The 15,201-nt window shown below is 64.6% G+C and carries 14 protein-coding genes; 3 read left to right on the top strand and 11 right to left on the bottom strand.

Annotated elements, in window-relative coordinates:
* The first annotated feature begins 119 nt into the window (after positions 1-119).
* On the top strand, positions 120-1,286 hold the full coding sequence (locus AC2FM5_RS03185; RefSeq protein ID WP_496733850.1) for a benzoate/H(+) symporter BenE family transporter: 1,167 nt from the start codon (positions 120-122) through the stop codon (positions 1,284-1,286).
* Between the two features lie 26 nt (positions 1,287-1,312).
* On the opposite strand, the gene AC2FM5_RS03190 is transcribed toward AC2FM5_RS03185, so the two are convergent.
* Entirely contained in the window at positions 1,313-2,095 is a 783-nt protein-coding gene (locus AC2FM5_RS03190) for a crotonase/enoyl-CoA hydratase family protein (RefSeq protein WP_170358246.1), read from the bottom strand.
* A 144-nt stretch (positions 2,096-2,239) separates the two neighbouring features.
* Between AC2FM5_RS03190 and AC2FM5_RS03195 the strand changes: the two genes are divergently transcribed.
* On the top strand, positions 2,240-3,349 hold the full coding sequence (locus tag AC2FM5_RS03195; protein WP_496733852.1) for a pyridoxal phosphate-dependent aminotransferase: 1,110 nt from the start codon (positions 2,240-2,242) through the stop codon (positions 3,347-3,349).
* Here the strand turns inward: AC2FM5_RS03195 and AC2FM5_RS03200 are convergent.
* The 6 genes from AC2FM5_RS03200 to AC2FM5_RS03225 all read right to left on the bottom strand — a co-directional run bounded on the left by AC2FM5_RS03200 (position 3,346) and on the right by AC2FM5_RS03225 (position 12,156).
* Positions 3,346-4,536, bottom strand: a complete 1,191-nt coding sequence (locus AC2FM5_RS03200; protein ID WP_496733854.1) for a pyridoxal-phosphate-dependent aminotransferase family protein — start codon at positions 4,534-4,536, stop codon at positions 3,346-3,348. The genes AC2FM5_RS03195 and AC2FM5_RS03200 overlap by 4 nt on opposite strands.
* 52 nt (positions 4,537-4,588) lie before the next feature.
* Positions 4,589-5,224 (bottom strand): bifunctional 4-hydroxy-2-oxoglutarate aldolase/2-dehydro-3-deoxy-phosphogluconate aldolase, encoded by a 636-nt coding sequence (gene eda, locus AC2FM5_RS03205; protein ID WP_496733856.1) that lies wholly within the window; start codon positions 5,222-5,224, stop codon positions 4,589-4,591.
* A 4-nt stretch (positions 5,225-5,228) separates the two neighbouring features.
* Positions 5,229-7,034, bottom strand: coding sequence for a phosphogluconate dehydratase (gene edd, locus AC2FM5_RS03210; RefSeq protein ID WP_480753756.1), 1,806 nt, complete (start codon positions 7,032-7,034; stop codon positions 5,229-5,231).
* Position 7,035: 1 nt separating this feature from the next.
* Complete coding sequence (gene zwf, locus AC2FM5_RS03215) at positions 7,036-8,481, bottom strand: glucose-6-phosphate dehydrogenase (protein WP_496733859.1); 1,446 nt, start codon at positions 8,479-8,481, stop codon at positions 7,036-7,038.
* Between the two features lie 146 nt (positions 8,482-8,627).
* Positions 8,628-10,871 carry a phosphoenolpyruvate--protein phosphotransferase gene (ptsP, locus tag AC2FM5_RS03220; protein WP_093962727.1) on the bottom strand — a complete coding sequence of 748 codons (2,244 nt, stop codon included), beginning with the start codon at positions 10,869-10,871 and terminating at the stop codon, positions 8,628-8,630.
* A gap of 46 nt (positions 10,872-10,917) precedes the next feature.
* Positions 10,918-12,156, bottom strand: a complete 1,239-nt coding sequence (locus AC2FM5_RS03225) for an aspartate kinase (protein WP_170337962.1) — start codon at positions 12,154-12,156, stop codon at positions 10,918-10,920.
* 166 nt (positions 12,157-12,322) lie between these two features.
* Here AC2FM5_RS03225 and AC2FM5_RS03230 point away from each other — a divergent pair, with 166 nt between their 5' ends.
* A complete protein-coding gene (locus tag AC2FM5_RS03230) occupies positions 12,323-12,679 on the top strand; it encodes a hypothetical protein (protein WP_170337960.1) in 357 nt (118 codons plus the stop codon).
* Here the strand turns inward: AC2FM5_RS03230 and AC2FM5_RS03235 are convergent.
* From AC2FM5_RS03235 to AC2FM5_RS03250, 4 genes are all read right to left on the bottom strand, one after another.
* Positions 12,673-13,311, bottom strand: a complete 639-nt coding sequence (locus AC2FM5_RS03235) for an SDR family oxidoreductase (RefSeq protein ID WP_496733862.1) — start codon at positions 13,309-13,311, stop codon at positions 12,673-12,675. The two genes, AC2FM5_RS03230 and AC2FM5_RS03235, sit on opposite strands and share 7 nt — an antisense overlap.
* Before the next feature lie 3 nt (positions 13,312-13,314).
* Positions 13,315-13,770: a DUF1178 family protein gene (locus tag AC2FM5_RS03240; RefSeq protein ID WP_480635321.1), complete on the bottom strand. Its 456-nt coding sequence runs from the start codon at positions 13,768-13,770 to the stop codon at positions 13,315-13,317.
* A 72-nt stretch (positions 13,771-13,842) separates the two neighbouring features.
* On the bottom strand, positions 13,843-14,307 hold the full coding sequence (locus tag AC2FM5_RS03245) for an NUDIX hydrolase (RefSeq protein WP_496733868.1): 465 nt from the start codon (positions 14,305-14,307) through the stop codon (positions 13,843-13,845).
* A gap of 113 nt (positions 14,308-14,420) precedes the next feature.
* Positions 14,421-15,170 (bottom strand): EcsC family protein, encoded by a 750-nt coding sequence (locus AC2FM5_RS03250; protein WP_170337952.1) that lies wholly within the window; start codon positions 15,168-15,170, stop codon positions 14,421-14,423.
* Positions 15,171-15,201 lie beyond the last annotated feature (31 nt).

The raw sequence follows: 15,201 nt of genomic DNA on the forward strand, positions 1-15,201 counted from the left end.
AGCCCTCCGCAGCTTGACGAAACCCCGCCGCGCACGCCCGGCGGGGTTTTTTGCACCCGCCCCTGTTCACCGGGCCAAACGGTTGCTAGCAATCTCGGGACCAATCCACCGAGGCCTCCATGTCCAGACCCTTTCCGCCGATGCAGACCATTTCAACCGGGCTGGTCGTGGCCGTAGTCGGCTTTTTCAGTTCCTTTCCGATTGTCCTGCAAGGGCTCGATGCCATGGGCGCCTCGGGGCCGCAGGCGGCATCGGGGCTGATGATGGCCGCCCTTGCCATGGGGCTGGCGGCGATCGCGCTCAGCCTGTGGTACCGCCAACCGATCAGCGTGGCCTGGTCCACGCCCGGTGCGGCGCTGCTGGCGGTTTCGGCCGCGCCGGCCGCGGGTTTCTCGGGTGCCATCGGCGCGTTCCTGTTTGCGGGTGCGCTGACCGTGCTGGCCGGAATGTGGCGCCCGCTGGGACGGTTGGCGGCGGCGATTCCCACCTCCTTGGCGCAGGCGATGCTGGGCGGAGTGCTGCTGCCGCTGTGCATCGTCCCGTTTCAGGCCGCGGTCGAGATCCCCTGGCAGGCCCTGCCGGTGATCCTGACCTGGTTCATCGCCGGACGTGTGCACAGACTGCTGGCGGTCCCCGCCGCCGTGCTGGCCGCCGCGCTGGTCGTAGTTCTGTTCTCTGACGGACCGTCGGTCCGCCCCGACCACCTGCTGGCCGCGCCGGTCTGGACCACGCCCACATTCTCGGTGGCGTCGATGATCGGCATCGGGGTGCCGCTGTTCGTGGTCACGATGGCCACGCAGAACATTCCCGGCATCGCGGTCATGCGCAGCTTTGGTTATGCCCCGGTGGCAGGGCGGCTATTCTCGGCCGTGGGCGGGGCCAGCATCCTGTCGGCCCCCTTCGGCGCGCCGGCGACCTGCCTTGCGGCCATCACCGCCGCCATGTGCTCGAACGAGGACAGCCACCCCGACCGGGATCAGCGCTATTGGTCCGCGGTCATGGCCGGAGTGTTCTATTGCCTGTTCGGGGTATTCGCCGTGGCCATCACCGGATTTGCCGCCCATGCCGATCCGATGCTGATGGGCACGTTGACCGGCGTCGCACTGATCGGGGTCATGGCCAATGCCACCTTCGCCGCGCTCGAGGTTCCGGCCGAGCGCGAAGCCGCGATCCTGACCTTTGCCATCACCGCCTCGGGCATCACCGTGTTTGGCCTGGGCGCGGCGGTCTGGGGTCTGCTGGCAGGCGGCATCGCCTATGGGGTGACGACGCGCCTGCGGGGCTGAGACCCACCTGGCCGCGGCCCGCGAGTTTACTTGAACTCGGGCTTGCGGCCCTGCATCTGGGCCATCACCACTTCCATCTGGTCGGGTTTGCCGATCAGCTCGACCTGTTCGGCGGATTCGGCCAGCAGAACCTCGGCGCGCGACTTGGTTTCGGCCACCTCGATCAGGCGTTTCGCGGCGCGGATGGCCGAGGGGCTCTTGCCCGCGATATCCTCAGCCAGCGCGATGGCTTCGGTCAGCGGATCATCCGACAGGCTGGTGACCAACCCCCAGTCGGCGGCCTGAGCGGCACCGATGGGCCGCGCGGTATAGGTCAGCATGCGCAGCACGTCGGACCGTACCAGTTTCGGCAACAGGACCATGCCGCCCATATCGGGGATGATGCCCCATTTCATCTCCATCACCGCCAGCTTGGCGTCGGGATGGGCGATCCGGATATCGGCGCCCAGCGCGATCTGCAGACCACCGCCATAGGCCACGCCCTGAATGGCGCAGATCACCGGCACCGGCACGCGGCGCCAGATCAGCGCCAGTTCCTGCATCTCGTTGGCGTCGTCATGGCTGCGGGTCATCAACCACTCGGTCGGGTCCTTGTGCGCCATGGCCGCAAAACTGGCCATGTCGAGCCCCGCGCAGAAGCTTTTGCCCTCGCCCGACAGCACCACGGCACGGGCGTCCGAGGCGGCAACCTCTTGCCCCGCTGCCAGGATCGCCTTGACCATCGCATCATCCAGCGCGTTCATCTTGTCGCCGCGGGTCAGGGTGACATGGGCGATGTGGTTCCTGTATTCGACTGATACGCGCGCCATCTGGGCCTCCGGGTTTGATGTTCCGGGCAAACCATGCCCCGAAACCCACAGCCGACGCCAGCCCGACGTGAGGGCAGATCGGTGCGGACGCCCCGGCCCCATGCAAGGCTTGCCCCGGCCATGCCCTTGGGATTATCTGCGCCCATGACCGGACCCAGATACACCCCGCTTGCCCAATCCCTGCCCACAACCGTGCCCTTCGTCGGCCCCGAGACGCAGGAGCGCCAGCGCAGCGCCCCCTTCGTGGCCCGGCTGGGCGCGAACGAGAGCGTGTTCGGCCCCTCGCCCCGCGCGATCGAGGCGATGCGGCAGGCCGCTGACGGCATCTGGATGTATGGCGACCCCGAGAACCACGATCTGCGCCATGCGCTGGCCGATCATCACGGGATCAGCCCCGACAACATCGTGGTCGGCGAAGGCATCGACGGGCTGCTGGGCTATCTGGTGCGCCTGATGGTCGGTCCGGGCGATGCGGTCGTGACCTCGGACGGGGCCTATCCCACCTTCAACTACCACGTCGCGGGCTATGGCGGGACGATCCACAAGGTGCCTTATGCCAACGATCACGAGGACCCGGCCGCCTTGTTCGCCAAGGCAGCCGAGGTCGGCGCCAAGCTGGTTTATCTGGCCAACCCGGACAACCCGATGGGCAGTTGGCATCGCGGCACGGACATCGTCGCGGCGATGGACGCTCTGCCGGACGGCTGTCTGCTGGTTTTGGACGAGGCTTACGTGGAATGCGCGCCCGTCGGCACCGCCGCGCCGGTCGCGGCGGATGATCCGCGCGTGATCCGGATGCGCACCTTTTCCAAGGTCTACGGCATGGCCGGCGCACGGGTCGGCTATGCGATCGGAGCGCCCGGGTTGATCTCGGCCTTCAACAAAGTGCGCAACCATTTCGGCATGAACCGCATGGCGCAGACCGGGGCGCTGGCCGCCCTGCACGATCAGGACTGGCTGACGCAGGTACAAGCACAGATCGCCTCGGCCTGCGACCGGATCGGCGCGATCGCGCGTGACAACGGGTTGGCCCCGCTGCCCTCGGCCACCAATTTCGTGGCGATCGACTGCGGGCGCGACGGAGCATTTGCCAAGGCGGTGCTGGATGCGCTGGTGGCGCAGGGGATCTTCGTGCGGATGCCATTTGCGGCCCCGCAGAACCGCTGCATCCGCGTCAGTTGCGGCACCGAAGCCGACCTGAACGCCTTTGCCGCCGCCCTGCCGCAGGCGCTGGCGGCGGCGCGCAACGCCTAGCCCGCCAGAACCGCCGCCGCAGCCTCGAGCGCGCCGGACCCGCGTGGGATCTCCAACGCGGCCATGGCGGTTTCGATGCCGCCCAGCAGACCCATGACCATGTGCCCGTTCAGATGGCCCATGTGGCCCAGCCGGAAACATGACTCCTCGTCCGCCATGCCCAGCCCGATGCCAAGGGTCAAGCCCAGGTGCCGCTCGGTATAGCTGCGCAGGGGCGTGCCGCGACCCTCGGTCAAGCGTAGAGCGGTGACGGCATGGCTGCGATGCGTGCGATCGCCGACGTTCAGGTGCAGCGCCCCGGCCTCGGCCCACTTCTCGCAGGCGGCCCAGACGGCATGGGCCAGTTGCGCATGGCGGGCCCAGACCTGCTCAATCCCCTCGGCATGGATCAGATCAAGGGCGGCGCGCAGGCCGTACAGGTGGTGCGTCGGCGCGGTGCCGCCGAAATATTGATAGAACCAGTCGGGCTCTGATCGCGGCTGCCAGTCCCAATAGCCCGAAACGCGCGGCATCGCGGCCCGTTTGGCCTTGGCCCGGTCGTTGAAGAACACGAAGGACATGCCCGCAGGGGTCATCAGCCCCTTCTGGCAGGCGGTGACCATGACATCGACGCCCCAGTCATCCATTTCGAACCGGTCGCAGCCCAGAGAAGCGATGCAATCCGCCATCAGCAATGCCGGGTGGTTCAGGTCGTCCAATAGCGCCCGCAGCGCCGGAATGTCGTTGCGGATCGAGCTGGACGTGTCCACATGCACCGCAAGAACCGCCTTGATCCGGTGGTCGGCATCAGCCCGCAGGGCCTGCGCGATCCGGTCCAAGTCCCAAGGGTCGGACGGACCGAAATCGATCAGCTCGACCTTGACGCCCAGACGCTCGGCCATTTCCGCCCAGCCATGGGTGAACCGCCCCGAAGCCGGAGCCAGCACGGTTTCCCCCGGCGTCAGAACGTTGGACAGCGCCGCCTCCCACGCGCCGTGGCCGTTGGCGATGTAGATCGCCACCTCGTGCCGGGTACGGGCCACGCGGCGCAGGTCGGCCGTCAGGTCGGGCATCATCTCGACCAGTTCACCGGCATAGATATTGGGCGACGGGCGGTGCATCGCCTGCAGCACCGCGTCCGGAATCACGGAAGGGCCCGGAATGGCCAGATAATTTCGCCCTTGGGCGAAGGAAATACTGTCTGTCATGTGGATCAACCTGCCTGTAATGGCGCCCACCCTAGCGCCCGGCCCGGCAAGGTCAATCCATCAGGGCGGCCGCCTCACGCGCAAGGGCTTCGATCCCCGCCCAGTCGCCCTGCGCCACCATCTGTTTCGGCGCAACCCAGCTGCCGCCCGCGCAGATCACGTTGGGCAGGGACAGGTAATCGCGGGCGTTGGCGGGCGACACGCCGCCCGTCGGGCAGAAGGTGATCTGCGGCAGCGGCGCGCCGATCGCCTTGAGCGCAGGCGCCCCGCCCGAGGCTTCGGCCGGGAAGAACTTCAGCATGTCATAGCCCTGCTCGAGCAGACGCATCGCCTCGGTCGCGGTGGCCGCGCCGGGCAGCAGCGGCAGGCCCTCGGCCTCGCAGGCGGCGATCAGGGCATCGGTGGCCCCGGGCGATACGCCGAACTGCGCACCCGCCTCTTTTGCGGCGCGGACATCGTCTGGCGTGACCAGCGTGCCGGCCCCCACGACCCCGCCGGGCACCTGCACCATAGCGCGGATCGCGTCCAGCGCCGCGGGCGTGCGCAAGGTTACTTCGAGCGCAGGCAGGCCACCGGCCACCAGTGCCTCGGCCAGCGGGCGGGCATGGGCGGCGTTATCGACGACCAGAACCGGGACGATGGGCGCCAATGCGCAGATCTCGCGGGTACGTTGGGTTTTTGCGGACATAGGTTCAGGCTCCGAAAATGCTGGCACCGGCATCGGCCGAGCCGACGGCGTTGCGGAACGTGGTGAACAGGTCGCGGCCCACCCCGTATTGATGCGCCGAAAGATCGGCGGTGGCGACGGGGCGCTCCAGCACGCCGGGGGTCAGGATTTCAAGCTGGCCCCGCACCGCATCGACCCGCAGCAGGTCGCCATCGCGCAGCTTGGCGACCGGGCCACCATCCAGCGCCTCGGGGCAGACATGGATCGCCGCGGGCACTTTGCCCGAGGCCCCAGACATGCGGCCATCGGTCACCAGCGCAACCTTCTGCCCGCGCCCCTGCAGGATCGACAGGATCGGGGTCAGCGAGTGCAGTTCGGGCATACCATTGGCCTTGGGCCCCTGAAAGCGGACCACGACGATGACATCATCGGTGAACTCGCCCGCCTTGAACGCGGCCTTGACCTCGTCCTGGTCGTGGAAGACGCGAACCGGGGCCTCGACCACCTGGTGTTCGGGGGCCACGGCCGAGACCTTCATCACTCCGGTGCCCAGATTTCCGCTCAGGCGCGACAGGCCGCCGGTGGGCTGGAACGGGTCATTGGCCGGGCGCAGGATCTTTTCGTTCAGGCTGTGGCCTGCGCCGTCCTGCCAGACCAGCGCGCCATCGATCAGCTTGGGTTCCTGCGTGTAATGATGCAGCCCCTGCCCCGCCACGGTCAGCGTGTCGGGATGCAACAGCCCTTCGTCCAGCAGCGTGCCGATGGTGTACCCCAGCCCGCCTGCGGCGTGGAAATGGTTCACGTCCGCCAACCCGTTGGGATAGACCCGCGCGACCAGGGGCACGACGCCCGAGATGTCCGAGAAATCCTGCCAGTCCAGCACGATGCCCCCGGCACGGGCCATGGCGATCAGGTGGATCAGCAGGTTGGTCGACCCACCCGTGGCCATCAGCCCCACGATACCGTTCACGAAGGCGCGTTCGTCGAGGATCTGGCACACTGGCGTGTAATTGTTGCCCAGCGCGCTGAGCGACAGGGCACGGCGGGCGCCTTCCTCTGTCAACGCATCGCGCAGCGGCGTGTTGGGGTTGACGAAGCTGGAGCCCGGCAGGTGCAGGCCCATGAACTCCATCAACATCTGGTTGGTGTTGGCGGTGCCGTAAAAGGTGCAGGTGCCCGGCCCGTGATAGGCGGCCATCTCGGCGGCCATCAGTTCTTCGCGCGTGGCTTCGCCGGCGGCGAATTTCTGGCGCACCTTGGCCTTTTCGTCGTTGGACAGGCCGCTGGTCATCGGGCCGGCGGGCAGGAATACCGCCGGCAGGTGGCCAAAGCTTTGCGCCGCGATCACCAGCCCCGGCACGATCTTGTCGCAGACCCCCAGAAACACCGCCGCGTCAAAGGTATTGTGGCTGAGCGCCACCGCCGCCGCCAGCGCGATCACGTCGCGCGAGAACAGCGACAGCTCCATCCCGGCCTCGCCTTGCGTGACCCCGTCGCACATGGCCGGAACCCCGCCCGCGACCTGCGCGGTGCCGCCCGCGGCACGGGCCGCGCGGCGGATCAGTTCGGGATAGCGCTCGAACGGCTGATGCGCCGACAGCATGTCGTTATAGGCGGTGACGATGCCGAGATTGCCCACGCTGGTCGTGGCCATCGTCTGCTGATCGGCCCCTGCCCCGGCATAGGCATGGGCCTGTCCGCTGCACGACAGATGCGCGCGCGCCGGCCCTTCGGACCGGGCCTGCTCCATCCGCTGCAGATAGGTGCGGCGGGGATCGGCGCTGCGCTCGATTATTCTTTGGGTGACATCGGTGATGACGTTGTGAACCATCTCAACCTCCGATCTGGCGCCAGCGGCGCCCGTCGCGATGCATCAGCATCAATGCGTCTTCCGGGCCGGAACTGCCCTGATCATAGCGCGAGGGACGGTCGCCGCGCTCTTCCCAGCCCTTGATGATGGGATCGACCCAGGCCCAGGCGGCCTCGACCTCGTCGCCGCGCATGAACAGGGTCTGGTCGCCGCGGATCACGTCCATCACCAGCCGCTCATAGGCGTCCTGCGCGCGCACATCGGCACCCAGCGCCTCGGCAAAGCTCATGTCCAGCGCCACGTCCGTCAGGCGGAATCCGCCCGGGCCGGGATCCTTGATCGTGGTGCGCAGGGTGATGCCCTCGTCAGGCTGCAGGCGGATCACCAGAACGTTGCCGTGCAGTGGGCCGACATTAGGAAAGATCGTGTGCGGCGGGTCGCGGAAAAACACCGCGATTTCGGATTCACGCGCGCGCAGACGCTTGCCCGTACGCAGATAGAACGGAACCCCCGCCCAGCGCCAGTTGCCCACGCGCACCTTCAGCGCGATATAGCTTTCGGTCAGGCTGTCGGGATTGCCCACATGATCGACATAGCCGTCTCCGCCCTTGTCCGCCCGGTACTGGCCGCGGGCGATGTCGGTCGGGGCGACAGGTTCCAGTGCCTCGATCACCTTGACCTTTTCACTGCGCACCGAGTTGGGCGAAAAAGTCGAGGGCGGCTCCATCGCAGTCAGGCACAAAAGCTGCACCAGGTGATTCTGCACCATGTCCCGCATCGCGCCAGACTGGTCGTAATAGGCACCACGCCCTTCGACCCCGACGGTTTCGGCCACGGTGATCTGGACATGATCCACATGGGTCGCATTCCACAGCGGTTCGAACAGCGAGTTGGCAAAGCGCAGCGCCATCAGGTTCTGCACCGTTTCCTTACCCAGGTAATGGTCGATCCGATAGATCTGATGCTCTTCGAAACAGGCGCGCAGACCTTCGTTCAGCGCCTTGGCCGAGGCCAGATCATGGCCAAAGGGTTTCTCGACCACGATGCGGCTGTCGGGCGTGGCAAGCCCGTGATCATGCAGGCGCTGTGCGATGCCGGGGAACAGTTTCGGACCGACCGACAGATAAAAGGCGCGCACCACGTCGGGGCGCAGCGATTTGGCCAGCTTGTCCCAGCCGTTTTCGCCCAGCGCATCCACGGGCACGTATTCGACCCGGGCCAGAAACCGGTCCAGCACGTCCTTTTTGAAGGACGGAGCGAATTCCTTCATCGACTTGCGCACCTGCGCGCGGAACCCGTCATCGTCCATATCCGATCGCGCGGTCCCGATGATGCGCGCATCTTCGGGCATCTGCCCCACTTCGAAGCGATGGTAGAGGCCCGGCAGGATCTTGCGCTGGGCCAGATCTCCGGTCGCGCCGAACAGGACCAGGTCGAACGGATCTACCGGGATTACGCGTGAAACCATGGCTGGCTCCCTTCTTCGGACAATCCGGCGCGGTCTGCAGCCAGACTCCCTGTTACCGCTAACATTCGTGGCTTGGATAGAAAGACCAAGCCCAAAAAGCAAGCCCGGATTTCGCAATCGGGCCTTTTTTCGCGGTCATCATGGCCTCAGCCGTTGTCGCGCAGATACTCCATGATCGCCGGGCGCACCGATTGTTCGCCGCGATGGCGCGCGTCGGCGATGATCTTGCGGACATCCTGCAGGTTGGACCGCAACAGCAGGCTTTTGACCGGGCCGATCGAGGCCGGGCGCATCGACAGGGTGCGGATACCCATCGCCGCCAGGCACAGTGCCTCGATCGGGCGGCCGGCATCCTCGCCGCAGAAACTCAGCGGCGTGTCGGAAATTCCGCACCGTTCGACGATGCGCTCGATCAGGCTGAGGAAGCTGACATTCAGCGTGTCATAGCGGCGGCGCACCAGCTCGTTTTCACGGTCGGCGGCGAAGAAGAACTGTTTCAGGTCGTTGCCGCCGATCGAGATGAAATCGACCTCGTCAAAGAACTTCTGGGGGGCGAAGGCCAATGATGGTGTTTCCAGCATCGCCCCAACTTCCAGCGTTTCCGGCAGCACATGACCCAAGCGCTTTTCGCGCTCCAGCGTCTTGTTCACTTCCCAACGGGCCTCGCGGTATTCGTCGGCCTGGGCGACAAACGGGAACATGACCGTCAGAGGACGGCCATCCGCCGCGCGCAACAGGGCCTGCAGCTGCATCCGCATCACGCCGCGCTTGTCCAGGCCCACGCGAATGGCGCGCCAACCCAGCGCCGGGTTGGGCTCGGCGACATGTTTCATGTAGGGCAGCACCTTGTCCGACCCGATATCCAGCGTGCGGAATACCACGCGCTTGCCATCGGCCGAATCCAGAACGCGCTTGTACTGCGCCACCAGTTCCGACCGTTTGGGCATCTGGTTGCGGATCAGGAACTGCAATTCGGTGCGGAACAGGCCTACGCCCTCGGCCCCGGACGTCTTGAGCGACGGCAAGTCGGCCATCAGGCCGGCATTCATCACCAGATTGATCCGCTCGCCATCCTTTGTCACGGTCGGGGTTTCGCGGATCGAGGCATAGCGTTTCTGCGCCTCGGCCTGCATGGCCATCTTGTCGCGGAAGGCGCTGACGACGGTATCCTCGGGGCGCAGATGCACGACGCCCTCATCCCCGTCGACCAGAATATGGTCGCCGTTCAAAGCCTCGGTCGTGATCCGGCCCACATGTACCACCAGCGGGATGGCCAGAGCGCGGGCGACGATGGTGGCATGACTACCGACCGAGCCCTCCTCGAGCACGACACCTTTCAGCGAACGGCCATATTCCAGCAGGTCACCCGGGCCGATATTCCTCGCCACCAGGATCGGATCGGGCGGCAGTTCTTTACCGTTCGACCCGCCCTGCCCTGTCAGAATGCGCAGCAGACGGTTGGACAGATCGTCCAGATCCGCCAGACGCTCGCGCAGATAAGGGTCGGTGACCTGGCTCATCCGGGCGCGGGCCTGCGACTGCTCCTTTTCCACCGCCGCCTCGGCGCTGAGACCGCGGGCGATGTCCTCTTCCATCCGGCGCATCCAGCCCTTGGAATTGGCGAACATCCGGTAGGCTTCCAGAACCTGCAGCTGTTCCGTGTCGCCGCCCCGCGAGATTTCAAGCATCTTGTCGACGCCCACGCGCAGCTCTTCGACCGCCTCGTTCAGCCGCTCCAGCTCGCGATGTGGATCGTCGGCGATCGGGTTGGTGACGACGACACGCGGCTCATGCAGCCAGACATGCCCCTCGGCCGAGCCTTCCTGTGCCGGGCCACCGCGCAGCAATATGGATTGCTGATGCAACGGTGAAAGGGCGGCACCTTCGCCCACAAACGCACCCAATTCGGCCATTTCCGCAAGGACCATTGCCACGACTTCAAGCGCATAGACCTCATCCGCGGAAAATTCGCGTTGAGCGCGGGACTGGACCACAAGAACCCCAAGCTTCTGCCCCAGCCGCTGAATGGGCACGCCCAGGAACGACGAAAAACGCTCCTCGCCTGTTTCCGGCATGTACCGGAAACCTTTCTCGGAGGGCGCATCGGCGGCGTTGACGACCTTGCCGAACTTGGCCACCCGGCCAACGAGACCTTCCCCCAGACGCATGCGGGTCTGGTGCACGGCCTCGGGGGCAAGACCTTCGGTGGCACACAGCTCCAGGGTTTCGTCGTCGCGGAACAGATAGATCGAGCACACCTCGCACCGCATGCTGTCGGCGATCAGGTGAGTGATCCGGTCAAGACGCTCCTGACCGGCAGCCTCGCTTGCCATCTCCTCGCGCAGCCGCCCCAGCAGCTTGCGGGATTCTGTTTCCATTCCGTCTGCCATCGCCCGATCTACTCTGCGGTGTCAGGCGGGACCTTGGCCGAGATGCTCAGGCCGCCTTTTCCAGTTCAAAGGCATCATGCAGCGCCTGAACGGCAAGTTCCATGTATTTCCGGTCGACGAGGACGGAAATTTTGATCTCGGAGGTTGTAATGACCTTGATGTTGATCCCCTCATCCGAGAGTACCTTGAACATCTTGGCCGCCACGCCCGACTGCGAGCGCATGCCGATGCCCACCACCGAAACCTTGGCCACATCAGTATCAGCGACCAGCTCGGCATAGTTCAACTCGCCACGCTCCTTGACTGCCAACAGCGCCTTTTCGGCGCGCGCCACCTGGTTGGTGGGGCAGGAAAAGGTCATGTCCGTGCGCCCCTCGTCCGAGATGTTTTGCACGATCATGTCGACGTTGATCCCCTCATCGCTGAGCGCGTTGAAGATGATCGCGGCGATGCCGGGGCGGTCGGCGACCGACACGACGGTCATCTTGGCCTCGTCCCGCGAATAGGCCACACCCGAGACTACATTGGATTCCATGATTTCCTCCTCGTCGACGACCAGGGTTCCGGCCTCGTCGGACTGTTCCTCGAAGCTTGAGAGAACACGCAGTTTCACCTTGTACCGCATCGCCAGCTCGACCGAGCGGGTCTGCAGCACCTTGGCCCCCAACGAGGCCAGTTCGAGCATTTCCTCGAACGAGATCTTGTCCAGCTTGCGCGCCTTCTCGCAGATGCGCGGATCGGTGGTATAGACGCCGTCCACATCCGTGTAGATGTCGCAGCGTTCGGCGTCGAAGGCGGCGGCAAAAGCCACGGCAGTGGTGTCCGAACCGCCCCGGCCCAACGTGGTGATCCGCCCCTCGGGGCTGAGACCCTGAAAGCCTGCCACCACCGCGACCTTCATGCCCTCGCCGAACTTCTGGTTGATGTTGTCGGTCGGAATATCAAGGATCCGCGCCGCCGAATGGGCGCCATCGGTCAGCAGCGGCACCTGCCAGCCCTGCCAGCTGCGGGCGGGGATCTCCATTTCCTGCAGCGTCAGCGCCATCAGACCGGCGGTGACATTCTCGCCCGAGGATACCACGGCATCATATTCGCGCGCGTCATAAAGCGGCGAGATCTCGTCGACCCAGCCCACCAATTCGTTGGTCTTGCCCGACATGGCCGACACGATGACGATGACGTCATAGCCCTTGGCCACTTCGACGCCGATGCGCTTGGCCGCGCGGCGGATGCGGTCGAGGTTGGCGACGGATGTGCCGCCGAATTTCATCACGAGTACGGGCATGGGGGCAAATGTCTCCGCGCCTTGGATTTCCGGTCCCGAGCGTCTTATGCGAGGCAACACACAAGAGCAAGGGCACATAGAACGGCAGGACACTGCAGCGCAACGCTTTACAAGGACCGGCAGCAATGTCAGCGTATCGTCAAGGATTTAAACCATGAGGAATACCATGCTGCGTTTTGTTTTCGCCTGTGCTCTGATGTCCAGCCCGGCTCTGGCCCAGGTGGCTTCACTGTCCGGAACGGACGGCCAGAACGCGTTGGGAACGGTCCCCTGCGCCGCGTTGGCAGGTCAGCCATTGAAAAATTGCCCTGCAGAGTTGCGGCGCAAGGATGATGGCACTGCAACCCTGGCGGTTCAGTTGGATACTGGGGAAGTACGCCGCATCTATTTCACCGATGGAAAGCCGGATTCCAGCAGCTCGACGTCGAAGATCACTTCGGAAACGCGGGGCGAAATTCTGGTGATCTTCATCGATCCCGGTGAAGTCTACGAGATCCCCAAGGCAGCGCTGGCCGCTCAGTAAGGATGTGCCTGCCCGTCCCAGGTTTCAAAGCAGCCGGTGGAGTCCAAACTCAGCGCATCGAAACGCTCGGTCAACCCGGCAACGGCCTGTGACACGGTGATGTCGGCGGCCTGACCGCCCATGTCCGTCTGCACCCATCCCGGGTGATAAATGCCGACGGCGATGCCATCGTCCTTGATATCCACCGCCAGGTTGCGCCCAAGGTTCAGCACAGCCGCCTTGGAGGCCCGATAGATATAGCTGCCCCCGGGCGCCCGCGTGTGCGAGGCCATCTGCGACGAGATGATCGCGATCTTGCCGCGCGCCGCACGCAGATTGGGCAACAAGGACTGAATGGTCAGAAACACCCCGGTGACGTTGGCCGCAAAGGTCTGGCCCCACATCTCGGCCGGGTAGCCGTCGATTGTCTGGCCTTTGTCCAGATAGACACCTGCATTGCAGATCAACAGATCTACGGGCTGGCCATCCAACTTGCGCGCCATCTGCGCCTGTTGCGCCGGGTCGGTAACGTCCAGACGAATATCGGCGGAATCGTCCCGTGCGGTGCCGGTGACAGTATCGCCGCGGCCACGATAGAATTCAGCAAGAGCACGCCCAATGCCGCGATTGGCGCCGGTGATAACAAGATGCACGGTTCAGTTCGTCTTTCGGCTTGGAATGAACGGCAGAGGGGCCACCGGAACCCCATCTTCGATCAGGGCCTTGGCCTCTTCCGGCTTGGCCTCGCCATAGATGGCGCGCTCCGGGGCCTCGCCCAGATGTATCTTGCGGGCCTCGCGCGCAAATTCGCGGCCGACATAATCGGAATTCGCCTCGACCTTGGCGCGCAGGGCGTTCAGAACACGCTCTATCTCGGCCTTGGTCGGTTGGCGCTGGGCTTCGGGTTGATCACTGTTCTCCGCGCGCGGCATTGCAGCAGACGAGCGCGCAGACTGGACCCGCGGCGTCATGATCGCCTTTTCGACCTGGGTGCTGCCGCAAGTCGCGCAAGAGACCATTCCAGCCTTGGACAGCTTGTCGTAAGCGTCCGCAGACTGGAACCAACTGTCAAACGCGTGACCATTGCAGCATTTCAGTGAATATTGAATCATCTGTCGCCCAAAATGTCGGTGGGCCAATAGATACTGACAGACATGGCAATATCAAGTCTTTACAGAGGCGGTTCAATGAGGATTGAGCGCATTTGACAGCAACAGCCCGGAAAGCCCGCCGATCGAAACCGCTTGTGCTGCTTTTTCCGGCAGCATCCATCTACGCCGCCGCTCGGCGACTTCGGGGAACCGATCCGCCGTCTTGGCAACAAGCAACGGGTAGACATCAACGACGCATGTCACCCGCCCCAGATCCCGGTGGTGTTTGTCGAAAGAGAACTGTCCGATACTGCGCGTCTTACAACGGCCTGTCACACCGGCCTCTTCCCAGGCCTCCTGCGCTGCGGTCTCAGACCCGCTTAGGCCGTCGATCATGCGGCCTTTGGGGATGATCCACCGCCCCGACCCCCGGGTCGTGATCAACAATATCTCAGGCACCCCGCGCCGAAGCCGGTAGCATAGAGCCGCAGACTGCGGCAGAACCGGAAATGCCCCGGTTTCGGACAGAATGTCTGGTGACAGCCCTGCGCTTTTCACGCTGCCCCGCCTCTTGTTTTGTTCTTCTTGCCTGTTTTCGGCCACTTATATTGCGGGCCGATTGGGTGCAGGATACCACATCCTGCGGTTCTGTCCAATTTTGAAACTGAGGATCAGGCCAACATGCGACGTTGCAGACGCTGCACAAGCTCGTCATGCGGAATATCGGCATCGATCGCCAGACGCCGCAGGCCGAAATGCACACGGGCAATCTGCTGATAGTACCGGGCGTAGAGGTAGTTCGCGCCACCTCCGGCCAAGGCCCCCAATACCGGAACGGTCTGTGCCGCCAGTTTCTGCCCCAAAACGACCGACAACCTCGGAGCGACGGCGGCAATGATCTTTTGCAGAGCGGGGCCCGTCACGGTCAGTCGGACTGAAAAGAACCCCATGTCTGCGCCGTCGTCATGCGCCAAGGGACCTGCCGCCGACAAAACGCGGATGCAATCGAACTGCACGTTCCTTGCCGAGGGGTCAAAACCTTCACGCGATGCGGCCCCCTGTATTGAGCGCAACAACATGGCCGTGGTCGCCGGAAGCTCGATCAACGCCGTCGTCAGGCCGCCAGCCCCACCCGCGGCGCCCATCGTGGTCGATATGGCGGTGTTGACCCACGGCTTCTGGTCGGGAACCGCGCGGCGCGATCCGTCAGCGGCACGAACTGCAAGCCACAAGGCCTGCTCGGTTGCACCGGTCAGCCCATCGCGCACCGAACCGGGCAGCTGTTCCAGCAGCGACTCAGCCGATCCGCCCAGACGATTGAGCAACCTGATACCGCTGCCGCCCGCGCTGCGGTAGTGGCTTGCCAGCCGGTCCAACTCAGCGTCGGGGTCGATTTCTCCGACGAGAACGACGTCATTCATTCGGTGTCCTCCTGACCCTGAAACATTGGCA

This window comes from Ruegeria sp. BHSA162 (genome assembly GCF_059613385.1).

Coding starts and splice junctions, on each gene's coding strand:
- AC2FM5_RS03240 (WP_480635321.1), bottom strand. CDS start 13,770: ATGATTCAATATTCACTGAAATGCTGCAATGGTCACGCGTTTGACAGT.
- AC2FM5_RS03185 (WP_496733850.1), top strand. CDS start 120: ATGTCCAGACCCTTTCCGCCGATGCAGACCATTTCAACCGGGCTGGTC.
- edd (WP_480753756.1), bottom strand. CDS start 7,034: ATGGTTCACAACGTCATCACCGATGTCACCCAAAGAATAATCGAGCGC.
- AC2FM5_RS03195 (WP_496733852.1), top strand. CDS start 2,240: ATGACCGGACCCAGATACACCCCGCTTGCCCAATCCCTGCCCACAACC.
- AC2FM5_RS03200 (WP_496733854.1), bottom strand. CDS start 4,536: ATGACAGACAGTATTTCCTTCGCCCAAGGGCGAAATTATCTGGCCATT.
- AC2FM5_RS03230 (WP_170337960.1), top strand. CDS start 12,323: ATGCTGCGTTTTGTTTTCGCCTGTGCTCTGATGTCCAGCCCGGCTCTG.
- AC2FM5_RS03250 (WP_170337952.1), bottom strand. CDS start 15,170: ATGAATGACGTCGTTCTCGTCGGAGAAATCGACCCCGACGCTGAGTTG.
- zwf (WP_496733859.1), bottom strand. CDS start 8,481: ATGGTTTCACGCGTAATCCCGGTAGATCCGTTCGACCTGGTCCTGTTC.
- eda (WP_496733856.1), bottom strand. CDS start 5,224: ATGTCCGCAAAAACCCAACGTACCCGCGAGATCTGCGCATTGGCGCCC.
- ptsP (WP_093962727.1), bottom strand. CDS start 10,871: ATGGCAGACGGAATGGAAACAGAATCCCGCAAGCTGCTGGGGCGGCTG.
- AC2FM5_RS03225 (WP_170337962.1), bottom strand. CDS start 12,156: ATGCCCGTACTCGTGATGAAATTCGGCGGCACATCCGTCGCCAACCTC.
- AC2FM5_RS03190 (WP_170358246.1), bottom strand. CDS start 2,095: ATGGCGCGCGTATCAGTCGAATACAGGAACCACATCGCCCATGTCACC.